The 15,268-nt window shown below is 58.5% G+C and carries 15 protein-coding genes and 1 pseudogene; 7 read left to right on the top strand and 9 right to left on the bottom strand.

Going from position 1 to position 15,268, the window contains the following annotated elements:
* Nucleotides 1-219: 219 nt before the first annotated feature.
* The 3 genes from MNOD_RS35405 to MNOD_RS35415 all read right to left on the bottom strand — a co-directional run bounded on the left by MNOD_RS35405 (nucleotide 220) and on the right by MNOD_RS35415 (nucleotide 4,845).
* Entirely contained in the window at nucleotides 220-1,077 is an 858-nt protein-coding gene (locus tag MNOD_RS35405) for an IS5-like element ISMno12 family transposase (protein WP_015927380.1), read from the bottom strand.
* 57 nt (nucleotides 1,078-1,134) lie between these two features.
* On the bottom strand, nucleotides 1,135-2,541 hold the full coding sequence (locus tag MNOD_RS35410; RefSeq protein WP_083786708.1) for a DUF1254 domain-containing protein: 1,407 nt from the start codon (nucleotides 2,539-2,541) through the stop codon (nucleotides 1,135-1,137).
* 375 nt (nucleotides 2,542-2,916) lie between these two features.
* On the bottom strand, nucleotides 2,917-4,845 hold the full coding sequence (locus MNOD_RS35415; RefSeq protein WP_015933780.1) for a DEAD/DEAH box helicase family protein: 1,929 nt from the start codon (nucleotides 4,843-4,845) through the stop codon (nucleotides 2,917-2,919).
* 206 nt (nucleotides 4,846-5,051) lie between these two features.
* On the opposite strand from MNOD_RS35415, the pseudogene MNOD_RS44570 reads away from it, so the two are divergent.
* A pseudogene (locus MNOD_RS44570) lies at nucleotides 5,052-5,195 on the top strand (helix-turn-helix domain-containing protein); the annotation flags it as partial.
* Nucleotides 5,196-5,288: 93 nt separating this feature from the next.
* Nucleotides 5,289-5,495, top strand: coding sequence for a hypothetical protein (locus tag MNOD_RS35425; RefSeq protein WP_015933782.1), 207 nt, complete (start codon nucleotides 5,289-5,291; stop codon nucleotides 5,493-5,495).
* A gap of 312 nt (nucleotides 5,496-5,807) precedes the next feature.
* Here the strand turns inward: MNOD_RS35425 and MNOD_RS35430 are convergent, their stop codons facing one another.
* On the bottom strand, nucleotides 5,808-6,035 hold the full coding sequence (locus MNOD_RS35430) for a hypothetical protein (protein ID WP_015933783.1): 228 nt from the start codon (nucleotides 6,033-6,035) through the stop codon (nucleotides 5,808-5,810).
* A gap of 951 nt (nucleotides 6,036-6,986) precedes the next feature.
* Entirely contained in the window at nucleotides 6,987-7,211 is a 225-nt protein-coding gene (locus MNOD_RS50810) for a hypothetical protein (RefSeq protein WP_015933785.1), read from the bottom strand.
* 470 nt (nucleotides 7,212-7,681) lie between these two features.
* Here MNOD_RS50810 and MNOD_RS35440 point away from each other — a divergent pair, with 470 nt between their 5' ends.
* Nucleotides 7,682-7,900, top strand: a complete 219-nt coding sequence (locus MNOD_RS35440) for a hypothetical protein (RefSeq protein ID WP_015933786.1) — start codon at nucleotides 7,682-7,684, stop codon at nucleotides 7,898-7,900.
* 284 nt (nucleotides 7,901-8,184) lie between these two features.
* On the opposite strand, the gene MNOD_RS35445 is transcribed toward MNOD_RS35440, so the two are convergent.
* Entirely contained in the window at nucleotides 8,185-8,925 is a 741-nt protein-coding gene (locus MNOD_RS35445) for a Crp/Fnr family transcriptional regulator (RefSeq protein WP_015933787.1), read from the bottom strand.
* 210 nt (nucleotides 8,926-9,135) lie between these two features.
* Here MNOD_RS35445 and MNOD_RS35450 point away from each other — a divergent pair, with 210 nt between their 5' ends.
* Complete coding sequence (locus tag MNOD_RS35450; protein WP_043752955.1) at nucleotides 9,136-9,543, top strand: DUF6894 family protein; 408 nt, start codon at nucleotides 9,136-9,138, stop codon at nucleotides 9,541-9,543.
* 380 nt (nucleotides 9,544-9,923) lie between these two features.
* On the opposite strand, the gene MNOD_RS44580 is transcribed toward MNOD_RS35450, so the two are convergent.
* Both MNOD_RS44580 and MNOD_RS44585 read right to left on the bottom strand, forming a co-directional pair.
* Nucleotides 9,924-10,562: a hypothetical protein gene (locus tag MNOD_RS44580; RefSeq protein WP_015933788.1), complete on the bottom strand. Its 639-nt coding sequence runs from the start codon at nucleotides 10,560-10,562 to the stop codon at nucleotides 9,924-9,926.
* Nucleotides 10,563-10,567: 5 nt separating this feature from the next.
* Nucleotides 10,568-11,011 (bottom strand): hypothetical protein, encoded by a 444-nt coding sequence (locus tag MNOD_RS44585; protein WP_244424626.1) that lies wholly within the window; start codon nucleotides 11,009-11,011, stop codon nucleotides 10,568-10,570.
* A 565-nt stretch (nucleotides 11,012-11,576) separates the two neighbouring features.
* Between MNOD_RS44585 and MNOD_RS35460 the strand changes: the two genes are divergently transcribed.
* Nucleotides 11,577-11,891, top strand: a complete 315-nt coding sequence (locus tag MNOD_RS35460; RefSeq protein WP_015933790.1) for a hypothetical protein — start codon at nucleotides 11,577-11,579, stop codon at nucleotides 11,889-11,891.
* A gap of 6 nt (nucleotides 11,892-11,897) precedes the next feature.
* Here the strand turns inward: MNOD_RS35460 and MNOD_RS35465 are convergent, their stop codons facing one another.
* Nucleotides 11,898-12,593, bottom strand: a complete 696-nt coding sequence (locus MNOD_RS35465) for a recombinase family protein (RefSeq protein WP_015933791.1) — start codon at nucleotides 12,591-12,593, stop codon at nucleotides 11,898-11,900.
* Nucleotides 12,594-12,727: 134 nt separating this feature from the next.
* On the opposite strand from MNOD_RS35465, the gene MNOD_RS47415 reads away from it, so the two are divergent.
* Nucleotides 12,728-13,213, top strand: a complete 486-nt coding sequence (locus MNOD_RS47415; RefSeq protein WP_157091631.1) for a hypothetical protein — start codon at nucleotides 12,728-12,730, stop codon at nucleotides 13,211-13,213.
* 743 nt (nucleotides 13,214-13,956) lie between these two features.
* Nucleotides 13,957-15,132: a pentapeptide repeat-containing protein gene (locus MNOD_RS42055; protein WP_015933792.1), complete on the top strand. Its 1,176-nt coding sequence runs from the start codon at nucleotides 13,957-13,959 to the stop codon at nucleotides 15,130-15,132.
* The last annotated feature ends 136 nt before the right edge of the window (nucleotides 15,133-15,268 follow it).

The raw sequence follows: 15,268 nt of genomic DNA on the forward strand, positions 1-15,268 counted from the left end.
GCATGTTCCAGGCCCCCTCTCTGACGAAGCCTTGGAGAAGGCGGTCGCGCCGCTGTGTTCGCCTCTCAGCCTCCATCCGGTCGGCCAAGGCGTCCGCAATGGCCATCCTGAGCGCGAGGGATGGGTCACCTGCCGTGATGGCGAGATAGGCCGCAGCGATGGCCTCCACGGCGCTGAAGCCGCAGCCCCAGCGCTCAGTAAGAGTCCGTTGGGAAAGGGTCATTTCATAGTGATTGACGCGAGAAGCCGAGTTATAGAGGCGAAAAGCATAGCCGCCGCCGAGATGTGAAGCAGCGTATCGTAATCCAGCTTGAGACGGCGCGACACCGTGAGAGCGCCGATGCTTTGCTCAATCCGCCATCGTTTCGGCAGAAGCACAAAGCCCTTCCCAAATTGCGGCCGTACGACCACTTCCACGACACGGCTCGTGCCAGCCTGAACCGCCTCAATGAAACGGGCCTTGTACCCACCGTCCACCACGATTGTCTTGATCCAGGGACAGAGACGAACCAAGCGCTTGACGAGCGGGATCCCGCCCTCTTGATCCTGAACGTTGGCCGGAGTGATCATCACCGCAAGCAGGCGTCCGTCGCTGTCGACCGCCAGATGCCGCTTGCGCCCCAGCACTTGTTTCGCCGCATCGTACCCGCGCTCGCCTTGCGGGGCGTCACACTTCACCGCCTGGGCATCCACAATCGCCAGCGTTGGACTGGCTTCTTTCCCGGACTTCTCACGATCCCTCATCACGAGATGATGGTTGATCCGGTCCATGTGGCCGCCATCGGTGAGCAACCGCCAGTAATCGTAGCAGAGACTGGCGGGCGGCAGATCCTTTGGCATGGCATCCCAGGGAATGCCGTACCGCTGCACGTAGCGGATGCCGTTCATGATGTCCCGAATAGGATAGGTCCGGGGCCGCCCGATCCCCTCCGCGACAGGAAGCAGTGGCTCCAGGGTGAGCCACTCGTCGTTCGTCATATCACTCGGGTATCTCTGGCTGCGACGATCATAGCGCGGCCGATTTGCAGCGGTCCAGACCAAGGAGGGGCCATTCATCCATTCGAGACGAGCAGACATGCTCTATCATCCCGCATTTTCTCTTGGCCACCCTTTCCCAACGGACTCTAAGATCATTCATTGTGCGGTTAGGCTCGACACTGCTTCGCGCTTCGTAATCGAAGGCGGGTTCCACCTGCCCATCAGGACCTCTGCCTTCGGGGCGTATAGCCTCATGGTCAGGTTAAATGGTCCGTTCGGCGCGGGCAGCCAGTTGGACTCTTTGTCATCTCCCGGGCTGTCGCTCTGAAAGAAGAGGTCGAGTGACCCGTCCGCATTGTATTTGAATGGCATCCAACTGCTGACCGCGAAGCGGTTCAGGCTGTTGGCGACCTGATAGCCCTCCGAGTTGTAGAGCGTGATTGACCAGAATGCGGCGACCGGAGGCGTTTCGTCCTTCTCAAAGTGGATGACGTACTTGTTCCCGCCATCCAGTGGCCTACCGGTGTCGTCTGCAAGGTTGAGTGGGTAGATCGCATCCTCTGGCAGATTAGCGCCGAGGCCAAGCTGCGCCACAATGGCCCGCTTGAGATAGTAGTTGCCGTATACGCCCATAGTGTCGGTGTTCATAGACCAGCCGTTCGTCACGCGAGCAAGCGACCTCACCTTCCATTCCATGAGCTTCTGAGCGCTCTCCGGCGCAGCCTCTAAGGCCTTGCGGATTACGGGTTCGACCTTTTCGATGTCGAAGCTCTTACCTGCCTCAAGGCCGATGCGCTTCATGCGGGCAATGGTAGGCTCATCGGTCAAATGAGGGCCATTTATCTTCAACAGGTCTACTGCATAGGCGAAGTACTTGCCAGACGGCATTGTGTCGACCTGCACCCTGGGCGGCGTCTTCATGTCGACGCTGGAGTCGATCTTTATTTCTGGCGCTCGCGGTGTCTTCCCCCAATCGGATAGCGGCGTGACCTTGAACCCTGCCTGTATCTTTCTCACCGCGTCATAATCGGCTGGACCGTCTGTCCTCGTGCGTCCGATGATCCAGACGTGAGGTGTCGGAGCCTCAATACGCTGCGTCCCGTTTGGCAGCCGGAACTCCTCAACGAACCTGTCGCGAAGGTCTGGTCGCCACCCAGCCGGCATGACCAAGAACTCGCCTGCCTTGGTTCCCGTGGTGCGCCAGCCCGGCGAGGCGAACACATCCGTCCACATGTCGAGCATCGGCAGCAGGTAGTAGCGGCCGCCGGTGTCTGGGACAGAGACGACCACCGGCTCCTTGGTGAGATCCAGATAGGCGATTGAATAGAGCGTATCGAAATTCGGTCGAACCACCGTCCTGTCATCAGCGGGCGGGTAGGTCGGGATGTTATTGAACATGTTCATTGGACCGCGGCCCGGAACTCTGCCCGGTTCAAGGTTGGTTAACTGCTTGCGCGTTAGGTCCATGGTGACGAGCGGATAGAAATACACGTAAGCCTCAACTGCAATATCCTGCGCCTCTTGCTCGGTGATGGCATAGGCGTTGGACGCTGCGGCTACCATTCCAAGAGCGCTCACCAGGACCGTTGAGCCAATAAGCTTGGAGTCAAGCTTGAGGTATTGAAACAAGACGGTTACTCCTCGTGCGTGCCTGGCGCGGCCCCGGAGGCTCGCATGGCGCAGTCGTCGTTACAGTGCCGCAAAGTGACAGGTTTGGACGCGCAGCACTTGATCACACGGGACAACACCTTTCCCGCTCGCGATCTCGTCAACGCGCTCGTTCAGCGCATTCCTCGCGTGTCGCTTAATCCACGTCCAGCGCACCTCAGCGTGCCCGGACACGGCCAGGTGTAGGTCTGCTGCCGCGCCCTCAGAAAGCATTGCCTCCTCTCACGAAGGCGCGGCGTGATCATTTGAGTGTGCGGCTGTGGGTGCTCCCTATGCAGCCAGACCGAGGTCCGCCTGTTGGCTCACGGCCGCCCTCACGAACTTGCTCGGGTTCCCCCGTCCGCGCCCCCGAACGAAGGTCCAGCCTCCCTGCGCCATAACCGCTTGCATCGGCTCAGATGCCAGGATGCGAGAGGCATGCTTCTGGAGGCTGACCCTCGTCTCGTCCTGCACCTCAAGGCTGGTGATGCAGTCTCGATCAGTGGTGGCCAGCAACGTTGCCACGGCCTTCGCGCCGCCCTTCGCCAACTCAGCCTTCCTCGCCTCTTCGCTCTTCGTGAAGGTAGCTCCTGGGAAGAGGCCGTCCTTGTGCAGGAGGAAGCGGGAGAACTCGGAGGTCACAAACAGCTTCTGCCGACCACAGACACCATCGCTGGTAATGTTACGGGCGTTGCCCCGCATCGCAAGCTGCTTCTCCCAGCGCAGCAGATGGCCCTCCCGAAGAGTCAAGAACACCTCATCCCTGCTGTTGGAGCTCCCCATCTTGGAGAGACGAGCACAGGCGCCTGCTGGCTCGTTCAGGATACCCAGAGCCGTCCCCACAGTGGCCCGTTGCGGAAGGTGGAACTCACCGAACAGGAACACGCTCGTAGCGTCCTTCCAGCGGTTCGAACCGATTCCAGTGCCCCAGTTGATAAAGGCGACCTTCCGACCATTGAGATCGTAGGCATCATCACCGAAACTTCCGCTCTCACCAGGAAGATAGTTGTGGTCCAGCATCGCCTTTTGCACGACCACAAGCACCTTCTCACCAGGATCGGTGTTCTCGCAGACTGCCTGTTTAATCCACCTCGCGTATGGCTCAGCCCTTTGATATTTTTTCACGATCTGAGATACCCGTTCACCGGGCTTAATCACCTCCGCAGGCGGTACGAGATGGGCGACCGTCAGGTTCTCAAACGAGAGCTGGGGGGCTGGCATCAGCATGCGCCAAGGAGCGATCTGGGCCACTCCGTCGATGTCACTCGTGGCGTCCAGTAGCACCGTGCCGGGACGGATGGGCAGGTCAGGCTTGTAGCCCACAAAACGTCCACCCTGACTGCTGCTCTGATAGCGGCTCATAAATGCGAAGCCGCTCGCGAGGGCTTGAGCGAAGCCGATGACGCTCGCCACCTTCAGGTCCGGTGCTTCCCGGCCTTCGTATTCCTCGCGAAGCCTATTCGCCTGCTCTGACGAGAACCAAGTAAGGTCTGAGTGCTGAAGCGCTCTGTAGTTCTTCGGGCCAGTTCGCTCCAACTCCCAAACGTCTTCGAGGTACGTCCGTAAAGCAGTGAAAGCGTCAAAGGCATCATTAATACGAGCCGCAGCCAACGCCCATTCACGGACTTTCATAACATCGGCGACATCGATGTCGAAGATGGCGACCTCCGAGGGCTTCTCATCAATGATGGTAAGCGTACGGTCTTCGCCATTGTACTCACGTGATAGGGCTCCACGTGTGCCCTTGTAGAATTTGTGTGTGACAACGATAACCCGATAGTCAGGGAGATCGTTTGCTCTGAACTGGGCTGAGGGCGTGAAGTGATAAGCTCTTTCAATGTCCTCCAGTGACTTCGCTGCATCGTGGGCACTCGTCCAGATGGCGAGATCACCAGCATCGACCAGCTTCAGCAGCTCCCTATACGTGTCCTCACACTGGTTTATGGTTTCGCACAGGAACACCGCAGAGGAGCCCGGGACGGCTTCTATGAGGGCAGCCAGAAGCGCCCATGCATAGGATGACTTGCCAGAGCCCGTAGGAGCGGAGACCACGCGGTACTGCTCACGGCGATGGTCCCGATCATCATAAGCGGCCATGCCGGCGTCGAGAATGGATTGAGCTACAGAGCGACTGAAATCGGAAAGCGTGTTCCCTCGTTCAATGGTCTGCTTCTCTACGATGCGCCAGAAGGCAGACACGAGTTTCGCTGTGTCGGTCATAGTTTTCCTTGAATGGGTTGAGTGCCTGCTAAAATCCCCCGCGACACGGTTTTACTATTGTGTCTTGGGGGACTTTCGGGCTGAGATGAACGTGGATTGTTTGTCGTGAGACTCAGGTCAGCGCGGCCATAGCCTCATGTGCAGTAGTCAGGATTTGATCTGACGGACGGTGTCGCAAAGCTGAGGCGTTCGAGAGGACACCGGCCATGACGAAGGAGCAGAAGGTCATCCGGGCCAAGGTCGGCCTGCTGGAGCCGGCCAAGCAGCTCGGCAACGTCAGCCAAGCCTGCAAGCTGATGGGCTACTCGCGTGACAATTTCTATCGCTTCCGCGAGTTCTACGAGACCGGTGTGCGGCGGCCCTGGTAGCGTCGTTTGATGGGGTGACGGCCCAACGACTCAGATACGCTGCCGGCAGCTCCAAGGTGTGACCGGAGAGGCGAGATGCCTGATACGCATACCCATACCCACACCCTCAGCACGCTACAGACCGCCTCCACTGGCAAGCCCTGGTACCTCGTGGACACGGGCTTCCGCCGACCGATCGTCAAGATGACCTTCTTCTCGGAGGAGCAGGCCCGCACTACCTGCAAGGCCATGAATGCCACAGCCGGCCAGGAGCGGTTCAAGGTGGTGTGGATGGGAGCCTGAGGGCCGTGCAAGCGCAGCAGAAGCAATGTTTGCATGGGTTAAAAACTAAGTTGATGTACTAGGTATGGTCGTAATCTAGGTTAATAGAACAAACCTGACCGCTTCGCGTATGGTATAGATTGTCACTCCAACTAGGTATTAGAGCGATAAGTTATCGCCAAGCTGGAACACCGGTTCGCGGTGGAAGTTTTCTTGCTGTCAGCCTCGATGCTGGCAGGATAGATAGGACGGTCACAGGATATCGCTCACTTCGATATAACCGCCTCATAGCGAGCGCCCGGAAAGGTCTTCCCTTCGCCGGGCGTTCTGCTGTCAGGTGTTCAGCGCGTAGAACAGGTAGTAGCCCCTACATGTCGTCGCCTCTCTCGCGGCCTCAGGTTTGAAGCCAGCAGGTGTTTGGCCAGAGGTCTGGACGGTACCCGCGTAGTCCCAGGTGTCGCCTCGGACGAAATCCGGTACCGGTCGATCCTGCCGGACGGCGCAGTTCAGAGCGGGTTCGTGCTTGCGACGAAAGACGTTGTAAGCGTCAAGCGCCAACATGGCATCTCCTCCATGCTTGCGGGTTCGTGGCGCGGGTCTTGTAGGTGGAAATAAGGGTCGAAATAAGGGTGTCCTCTCAGGCGCCCCTCACGGTGATGATGCCGCTCCTGACAGCCGCCTCGAATGACATCTCGCCACCGCCCGGCAATGTGAGAATGACCCGGCCGTCCACCCGCTTGGCCGACAGACCACTGCCGAAGGTCGCGTTGAGGATCGCGTCAGGGTCACGGCTGGCGATGCTTGAGTGTTCTCCGCCACGTTGACTCTCTCGTGACCACCCGGCCCACTGAGCGTCACAGGGCCAGCCCAGAGAACTGGCCCAAACTTCCCCGTCTTCATGAGCCCCGCCAAGGAGTCACCAGCTTGGCAGGGGCTCAGAGCTAAATGGTGCCCCTCCGGGGTAGCCGAGCAACATCGCTCTGGATGCGTCGTTAACCCAGTCAGGCCCTTATCCCGTGCTCCACGAGGACTTCGCCGTTGGCTGGATCAAAGACAAGCTTTATAGCCGTAGACCCGCATGTTCCCTCCTTCGGAAGCATCTACGATCCTGTATTGGCGGGCGCAGCGCGTGCATTGGCTGAGCATTGGCCAGTTTTTACCCACCCAGGCCAGCAAGCGATTTCACACGAGAGGCAGGACACATCTGCTGATAGGCAAAATCATGATCGGCAAGATTGAGAGGTTACATATGAAGCTGAGTGCAGCCGTGCTCGTCCATGAGAACCTCGCTGCAGAGTGCGGCAGGCTGGCTCGGATAAGTGAATTGGAAGGCGACACGCAGGCTGCGGACATTATCCTCAGCATCACTCGCTTTCATCGGGTCAGGTCTCTCGAACTCAGCAGCAATCTCGGCGCGCTAAGTGCGCAATATGGGTACCTTGTTCAACGGCTACGCTAAGTGCTAACTCGGCGTAGCCGGTGAGGGCAGAGCGCACGAGCTCTCATGACCCGTCAGAAATCGCTGAGATGCCCTTTTGTGTAGCCCCTGGAAATAAGCCGGCTACGCTCTCGGGTACGTCTGTCAGCCGCTAGGAGATCAGCCAGGGCATCTGTGACAGCCCACCTGAACGCAAGGGCGACATCGCCTTCGGCCAGCCTGAGGTAGGCTGCTACGATGTCCTCAACGGGGCACGAGGCGGGCGCTTGAGGGCTCTCGTATATCCGCTGATGCATCATAGCTTGCCCCCTCCCAACTTACCAACTTAGATGAGGACATAGCGATAACGCGCAGTGAGGACGATGGTTCGGTCAGGTGCCGATGGTGCTGGGTCGGTGGTGTTGGCTCGGCCCCTCCCCTCATTGGCGGACCCCTTGAGGGAACAGGCTATACGCCTGCTCAGGGCCTTGTCGGTGGGGACAGAGTGGCAGGCGATGAAACGACCAAGTCCGGGAAGCTGGCCAGCGTACGTGGCTCGGGTGACCCGTCAGGCATCGTCTAGGTGCCTCTGACACGTCCCTTGGAATGAAGCAGTCCAGCTTGGCGCTGAGGAGCGTGGTGCCGTCCTGCGACGCCTTCGTTAGCAAATATCAGCATTGCGCAATTGTCATTGGTGAAAGCGAGTTGTATTCGCTAAGCGGCGCCCATGAACGCTCAGCTTAGATCACAGCCTACCCGCATCGCTCTCGAAACCGGATACGAAGACGGCATGCTGGTGTACCTTGACAAAACGCTTCTCGCGGTTGTCACTCAGCTTCGCAATTCGGTGAGCGAGGAGTTCGCCGGCCGCTGGTTCCTGGAAGCGGGGTTCGGTCCCTGCTCGCACCGGGCGCCTGAGGTGTTCGAAACCGCAGAGGACGCGAAGCGGTGGGTGAGAGGCTGCATCGAAGAGGATGCTGCCGTTTGGGAGCACGAAGCTGTGGCCTAGGGACGAGGGCAGGTGGTCGAGACGCTGCCCCTGATAAGGCTACCGGCCACCATACGGGGGAGTTCTGGCCCGCCCCACGCAAGGAGGGATGCGGCGACGCTCTGGCGCTCCCTCGGGCATGGTCCAGGCGCCCTTCAAGGTAGCCCTCGGCGTTCTGGCGGCTCTGCCCCCGATTGCATCTCACGGCTTCCAGAGGTCGGTCAGGGCATCTTTGACGACGCACCCGAGGGCAGGGCCACCAGCGGTCATCGTCAGGTAAGCCGGTTGGACAGTGGTGTTTCCGATCACCCCTCACTGGCGTCGAGGTGTGCGCCCTCATGATCGAGATGGAGATAGTTCGTGTTGAACTGTGCTGCATCCATCAGCGCATTGAGGTTCGGGATCGTCAGGGTCTTGCCTTTGAGGATGACCAGCCCGTTGGCACGCAGCGTTTGCAGGGTTCGATTCACATGAACCGCCGAGACGCCCACGATGTCAGAAAGATCGGATTGGGTCATGGGTAGCTCTATGCTGACACCTGATGTCAGGCCTACGCAGCGCAGCCGGATGAACAACTCACAGAACAGGTGCGCAATGCGCTCATCCGTGTCGCGCCTGCCCAGACTGACGATCCACTCCCGCTGAATCGCTTCCCGGACGAGTGACTCCCACCACAGCGCGTACATGATGCGAGGTTGGGCAAAGGCGATCTCGTTGAATGTCTCGGCCGAGATCTGTGCCAAGGTGACATCGGTCATTGCGGCGATGGAGTGATCCATCTCGCGCAGGATGAAGACGCTCACGTCACAGAAGTCGCCGGGCAGGAAGAGTCCGACGATCTGACGACCACCATCCTCCAGCAGCTTGTAGCGGCAGGCCCAGCCGGAGAGCATCAGTCTCATCACCTTCGGCGGCTGCCCCTCGTGGATGATGTTGGCGTGAGGGCCGAACCCTCGCAGCTGCTCGGAGGCGAGGCGATCAAGCGCGGCTTTGTCCTCGCTGGAGAGCCGGACAAAGTGCTCAAGCTTGCGTGTCAGCGGGTTCATAGTGCTCTCTCACAGGCCCCCGCATGAACCACCACATTCACACTGCCGGCGCTAACACACGGCCCGGGTGGGTGCCTCCCATTCTAACGATCCAATCCCTTTCGCGATCCAACCCCTCTCGTCCACCTTGCAGCCGTCTAACATATGTAGCTGAGATCTCTCTGGAGTTGAGCGAGTTGATTCACCCGCCACAGCCAGCAGTTGATCGAGATGCCCCTCTTCTACTTTCACCTGCGCACCCCGGAAGGCCTGGACAGGGATGACTGTGGGCTTGAGCTTGAGAGTGTAGAGCTCGCCTTTCTTGAAGCTTATCGGGCCGTGCCCGACATGGCTTCCGAGCTCGCAAGGAAGGGCAAGAACCCTGACAGATACGCCTTTCAGATCACCGACAGCAGCCAGCGAAGCCTTATGGAAGTGCCCTTCTCAGAAGCGCTCGAAAGGGGACGGCAGCCGAGGGGACCCCGCTCGCGTTCAACAGTGCGCGTCAATAACCTTCAGGTAGAGAGAACACTGCGGCTGTGCTCAGACATTCAGAGCGAGCAGGCTGGACTGCGGGATGGCCTTCGAGAGCTGAAAAGGCTTGTGGAGCAGACGAGACGGATAGGCAAGTCGGATTGAGGTGCATTGAGCCTGCTTCAGCAGAGAGCATCTTCTGTTTCCAAGGTCAGGCGGGCGATGGCTTCTGTAATGGTTTAGAATGGCCCTGCACGGGATTTCTGTGTTGTCGAAGGGAAGGGCCAGCCAAGCAGTGAACGCGCTCTAGTGGCCTCCTAATGCCACTCTACAAGCTTCTTGAAAAGGCAGCTTGCTCTACCTCCTGCTGAACGCTGCTGTCCGATCGTGCGTAAGACGGATGGAGTGTCCTCCCGCGTGTGCTCTGAGGGTACACTTTGGGCCGAGATCACCGCTACTGATCAGCCGGTTTGAGGGACTGCTTGCGGTGACCTCGGTCATTTTTCGAGGTGTTGTGGGCTTAGGTAATAGATCTCGACACCTTGTCAGGCGTCACAGAAGTCATCCCATCGAGTGTCAACACGGTTGGCATTCGACAACACAGGAACCTCTGCTGCCTTTCGTTCCAGCCGTGTTCGACGCTGCCGGCTCCGACACCCAGCATACCGAGTCACAAGTTGCTGAGACACGCTGAGGATGGAAGCCATGTCAGTGTGAGTGAGATCTTTGTAGTGATCACAAAGCCAATAGACCTGCGCTTGAACAGAGAGCTTAGTTAGCTTGTTTCTCTCTCGCTCAGTCTCATAAAGCTGAAGTTGGATCGCTGCCTCCTCCGTAATAGGACTGGATGTTGCAGCTTCGAGAGCTGCCACGGCAGTAGACCACTGTTCTGCGATCCACTTCTGTCCTTCTGGGCTTATGACATCGAAGGGGTAACCTCCCTTGGCTCTTGGAATGATACGACGACCAAAGCCACGGTCGACGGCCCATGTTTGGATGCGATGGCGATCATGATTTCCTCCTCCCTCGACACCCAGGAAATCCATCTGCCTGAGGATGGCTCGTGTCTGCCTAGGTCCGGCTCCGTATAGCTGGCCTAGCTCGGTGACAGTAATCCAGTTTCCCTTTGAGATGGTGACTAATTCGCCCTTCTTTCGGTCGATAATCTCGTCAGTGTAGAGCATGGCGATTATCTCAGAGCAGCCGTAGCTTCGTGCATGTCGTTCACGCGACGTTGCCGCTCTTCTTCCTCGTCTCGTTCAAGCTTCGCGAGATGGGCTCCTACGCCACCAAGAGCCTTGATCACCCACCGTGAGAACACCTCACAGGCTCTCGGTGACAGCTCGTGGTAAGCCCGCTTGGTCCTGCCAGTGCTCGGGTCTACCCACGTTCCAGAGTTCGTCTCGGTCAGCCCACGAAGACGTCTGGCAAGCTGGAAGCGAAAGGCTCCATCTGACCTGAAGCGTCGTGGTTGGTGGTCCTCAAGGAGGAACATCGCGAAGGTGGTCTCAATGACCTCCCTCGCCTCAACGTTGGCTGAGAGCTTCACTACCTCTTCAGCAGCGATGCGCTCATGGCGGTAGCTCGCTTGTCCACCTCGATAGGCAGCAACGATCTCCTTGGCGTGGCTCACGAGGTCGCTCCAACGGTCCTCGCAGTGACCCCAGAGCGGGTTGTCGGCGTTCTTCGCGATCCGCTGACGGACGCGCTTCAGGTATGGCTTGAGGTCAGCCTTGGTGATCGCGTGCTGCTCAGGGTGTCCATGACGTCGATAGCGTGACTTGTGAGTGGTACAATAGACGCCATAACGGGTCGTTCGCGCGCCACATCCAGGCGCACGGCAGGTGCGTGTAGTCATTGTTCGTGGTTTCCTTATCTAAGATTGTCTGTCACGTCGCGTTGAATACAATCATCATCGCAACGTTCTGCGGATGCTTGTTCGATGCTGCACTTCTGAGGTGCCGCGCTAAGGCGCCTTGAAGCCGCGTCCATCTCTCAAGAGACAGGCGTGTAGCTGCTGCTCGAACAAACCGCCCTCAAGACGCTCGGCAGCCGATTGCGCAGAGCCTTCTCTGGGGGCTTAGATACGCCAAATTCGCCAAATTTGCTTTAAGCCATTGCTGGGGCTAGGATTTTAGCCAGATTGGAGAGTGGTGGTTCTGCGTATAGTGTGTCCCCCTCAATAAGGACCTCGTTCGGTGACCACATCTGGTATCGATTGCACCGCCTGTAAGCCCTGCCGCGTGATGCGGCTGACCACCCAGCAGTTCATGAAGCTCGGTGGTGAGAAGTGGGATCGGAGCTTCCTCATCCGCGTAGGTAAGCGAGCACGTCTGCTCCACGAGGAAATCCTTGGCCGGGCACCCAAGAAGGTCCGACCGTCCATCAAGGGCGCGCACCGGAATAAGGTTGGTGTCTACCCGTGTGGGGTGCTTGAGCAGGCTTACCGTCAGGTGCTGGCCGAGCAATCAGCCTCCGCCAATGGACAGGAGGCCCACGCCCACGCTCTGTGAGGCCGCTCACGCCGCCTTCTCAGCAAGCTTCGTGAGCACTCGTGATACCTGCATCGGTGACCACTCACCGCCTCTTGCAGTCGGGATGCCACGCTCGTTCAGAGCCTTAGCGATCCCTCCGAGCGATGTGATGCCGGCCGCCTGGAGTTCGGCAATAGTAGGAGCGAGGTCAGCCGCCCGACCATCGGCCTTGAGCGTCCTAGCTGCCCTTCCAGCGGCCCGAGTGGCGTCAGACATGACCACGCCGCGGTTGCCCCCAAGCTTCTTCCCGCGAGCCTTAGCGGCTTGCAGCGCGGCCTTAGTGCGGCTCGCGATCATGCCAGCCTCCAACTCAGCTACCGCAGCCATCTGCTGAAGCAGAAAGCGTCCTGTGGGGCCTTCAATCTCAGGAAGGTCACAGAACCTCACCTCAACACCAGCCTCCAATAACCGGTGAAGAAAGGCAGATGAACGAGTGAGGCGCGAGACATTGGCAACAATCAAGGGAACGCGATGGAGGCGAGCGGTAGAAAGAGCACGCTCCAGTTCAGGACGATCGCTCTTGCGTCCACTCTCGATCTCTACGAACTCAGCCTTGATGGTCCAGTCACCGCCATTGAGGTAGCGCCTGACAGCTTCCTTCTGTGCTTCGAGCCCAAGCCCTGAGGCGCCCTGCCGAGCCGTACTCACGCGATAGTAGGCCACGAAGCTACCTTGAGCCATCGCACTCTCACATTCCAGACAACGAGCGTTGAATAGATTGTTATGGTGAGGATGAGTGCCCGTCAAGCCAGCAAAGAGCTTGCTGCGCGATGCGCTGTCAGACAGTTTGGGTGAACAGCCTCAGGGGATGCAGCGTGTCATTCACGGAAGCAGGCAGAAGCATACGGATCGCCGGCCTTGAGCATCTCGTCTCAAGAGCAACACTGCCGACACTCGAAGAGGCTATGCGTTCGCATCGTCGCGTCCCCTTGGACGCGGACGATATCAGATTAGTATTCAGAACCGGCAAGAGTTGGCTGCATATAGGACGAGAAATTCAGCCACTACCATTGGACCCATGTTTAAGAAATCCCAATCCTGAACAGATGATTGATTTCATAGAGTCCGCATCTGCTCAAGGGCTTGTGTTTATTTCGTCCTGGGATTTAGAAACAACATTAGTGATAATGAAAATTGATGCTGGACGTAACTGGCTTGGAAAACAAAGAACGCAGTTCGCTTGCTTTCTCAGTGACGCGGCCGGTTATCTTCAGCCTGAAGGCATAGTGAGGTTGATTCCTGAAGCTTTCGACAAACTTGAATCTCTTTATAAGATAAAGCAACGCGCTATGGACCTTTGAACGTCACGCTTGAGGGAACGGCTGCTTGTGCTCGTACTCCTAAGCCCGCAAACGAGCCGCGGCTGTAGGACTTGAGGAGCAAGGTGGAGTAGTAGGGGCCTGCGTAGCCTCGCTAGAGAATGTACTGGCAGGCACCGCTCATACGAAGAAGCCAGGGGCCATGGGGGGGAGAATCTCCCGCACTTCGATCTATCGATCTCCTCTGAGAAATTTTCTGTGTACTTTTGGGAGGGCATGCCTCGCTTCAGCAAGGTCCTTGAAAGAGACTCCTTCATAAGTGAGTTTTCCATCTGAGATTTAGGAGCAGGCGAGTGAAACGATTTGGGTCTTGGTTGTTCTGGGGAGCGATGATCGCTTTGCTCAGTGCTGGTATCACGCTCATCGCACGTCCTCATCGCCCCGACGAGTTCGTTGTGGGTCTTTGTCTAACCCTTGATGTTGTTGGTTTAATAATCTGGTGGCTCCGTCGCACAATTCCAAAGGCAAGCCGCCAGTTGCCTGAGTAGATCTGAACAGCCTTCGGGGCCTTACTGAGTGCGGCCGCAAGCTTCGCCACCTGAGCTTTAAGCTCCTTCCAGCGGTCCACGATACGAGCCCTTGCCGGTAGGCCCAGTGGCCGCGAGGGTGTGCGATCTGGCCACCTACGGTCAGCGCGACGGGACAACCGAGCTATCGCAGCCCAAACATGCTCAAACAATTCAATCGGATGTATAGTCTTAGGCGGATCGATCGGGGTCGCGCAGATGGCAGATGCGGGTCACCTCGAACGGCTCCGGCAAGGAGTCGATGTCTGGAATGCCTGGAGGGAGAAAAATCCCTGGACTAGGCCGGACCTCGACAGGGCGGACCTCCCCGGGGCGATCCTCGACGGGGCGGATCTCGTCGAGGTGTACCTCGGCTGGGCGATCCTCTACAGGGCGAACCTCAACAATGCGAACCTCAGCGGGGCGGACCTCACCGGGGCGAACCTCAACAATGCGAACCTCAGCGGGGCGAACCTCGGCGGGGCGGTCCTGAGACAAGCAAATCTCATCGATGCTTGTCTCGACCGCGCTGACCTAACCGGCGCGAAGCTCTGGGAAACTCACTGTACCGGCTGGTCAATCAAGGGTGTTATCTGCCAGCATGCTTTTTGGGACAGGGAAGGCGAGGAGCCTACCGAGTACGGGGAAGGTGAGTTCGAGCGCCTCTTCGCCGAGAAACCACGCATCGTGCTGCGCTACCCTGGCGGCATGTCGCCAGTAGACCTTATCGCGCTGCCGCTCGTCGTTGAGCGCCTACAAGCCGAACACCCCGGTAGTGTACTTCAGGTCCGCTCGGTGCAGAATGATGCTGGCGGCGCCTCAGTTACGATCACCGTCGAGGACCTCGCGGGCCGCGACTCCAAGGCGTTCGGGCAGGAGCTTGTGCGCATCCAGACTAAACTGGAGTGCGTTGTTGAAGAACGAGATCGCCTTCAGCAGCGCCTAGATATGCTAATCTCGAAGGGTATCTCGGCAATCTCCGAGTTCCTGGCGCTCCCGAGGCAAGCAATTCATTTCCACGGCCCAACCGGGCTAACCGCCATCGAGGGTCCCACCATGAGCCGAGACACCTACCACATCCCTGGGCAAGCCGGAGCAGTCGGCCCCGGCGCGCACTCCCACGACAACACCTTCCAGCAGATCCAGGGCGGTATTGACCTGCCAAAGCTCGCGGAGGAGTTGGGGCGCCTGCGTGACGCCATGAAGGGCGAGTCCACGGGGACACGCGAGCAGGACAAGGCGGTCGTCGCTGTAGCCGATGCAGAGGAGGCAGCAGCCAAAGGTGATGGTCCTGCCGCCCTGCGATACCTTAAGAGCGCCGGGACCTGGGCGCTCAAGATTGCCGAGAAGATCGGCGTGGCTGTTGCGGTCGAGGCCCTGAAGAAGATGATCTAGTGGTCAAAATCTGACGCTTGGTACCCGCTCGCGAGGTCCGCTACGGGTGGTGAACGGAAGTTGGCTTAACACCCGTAACCAGACCTTCGGCTCTGCGCCAAAGCCGTCTCGTGAGACTCGCTTGTTAATGGGGCGA

This window comes from Methylobacterium nodulans ORS 2060, assembly GCF_000022085.1.
GTDB lineage: Bacteria > Pseudomonadota > Alphaproteobacteria > Rhizobiales > Beijerinckiaceae > Methylobacterium > Methylobacterium nodulans.

What these genes read in the sequence shown, in the direction of transcription:
- MNOD_RS35450 (WP_043752955.1), top strand. Translation starts at nt 9,136, where the DNA reads ATGCCCCTCTTCTACTTTCACCTGCGCACCCCGGAAGGCCTGGACAGG.
- MNOD_RS35465 (WP_015933791.1), bottom strand. Translation starts at nt 12,593, where the DNA reads ATGGCTCAAGGTAGCTTCGTGGCCTACTATCGCGTGAGTACGGCTCGG.
- MNOD_RS35425 (WP_015933782.1), top strand. Translation starts at nt 5,289, where the DNA reads ATGCCTGATACGCATACCCATACCCACACCCTCAGCACGCTACAGACC.
- MNOD_RS50810 (WP_015933785.1), bottom strand. Translation starts at nt 7,211, where the DNA reads ATGATGCATCAGCGGATATACGAGAGCCCTCAAGCGCCCGCCTCGTGC.
- MNOD_RS35415 (WP_015933780.1), bottom strand. Translation starts at nt 4,845, where the DNA reads ATGACCGACACAGCGAAACTCGTGTCTGCCTTCTGGCGCATCGTAGAG.
- MNOD_RS35430 (WP_015933783.1), bottom strand. Translation starts at nt 6,035, where the DNA reads ATGTTGGCGCTTGACGCTTACAACGTCTTTCGTCGCAAGCACGAACCC.
- MNOD_RS35445 (WP_015933787.1), bottom strand. Translation starts at nt 8,925, where the DNA reads ATGAACCCGCTGACACGCAAGCTTGAGCACTTTGTCCGGCTCTCCAGC.
- MNOD_RS44580 (WP_015933788.1), bottom strand. Translation starts at nt 10,562, where the DNA reads ATGCTCTACACTGACGAGATTATCGACCGAAAGAAGGGCGAATTAGTC.
- MNOD_RS35440 (WP_015933786.1), top strand. Translation starts at nt 7,682, where the DNA reads ATGCTGGTGTACCTTGACAAAACGCTTCTCGCGGTTGTCACTCAGCTT.
- MNOD_RS42055 (WP_015933792.1), top strand. Translation starts at nt 13,957, where the DNA reads ATGGCAGATGCGGGTCACCTCGAACGGCTCCGGCAAGGAGTCGATGTC.
- MNOD_RS35405 (WP_015927380.1), bottom strand. Translation starts at nt 1,077, where the DNA reads ATGTCTGCTCGTCTCGAATGGATGAATGGCCCCTCCTTGGTCTGGACC.
- MNOD_RS35410 (WP_083786708.1), bottom strand. Translation starts at nt 2,541, where the DNA reads ATGGTAGCCGCAGCGTCCAACGCCTATGCCATCACCGAGCAAGAGGCG.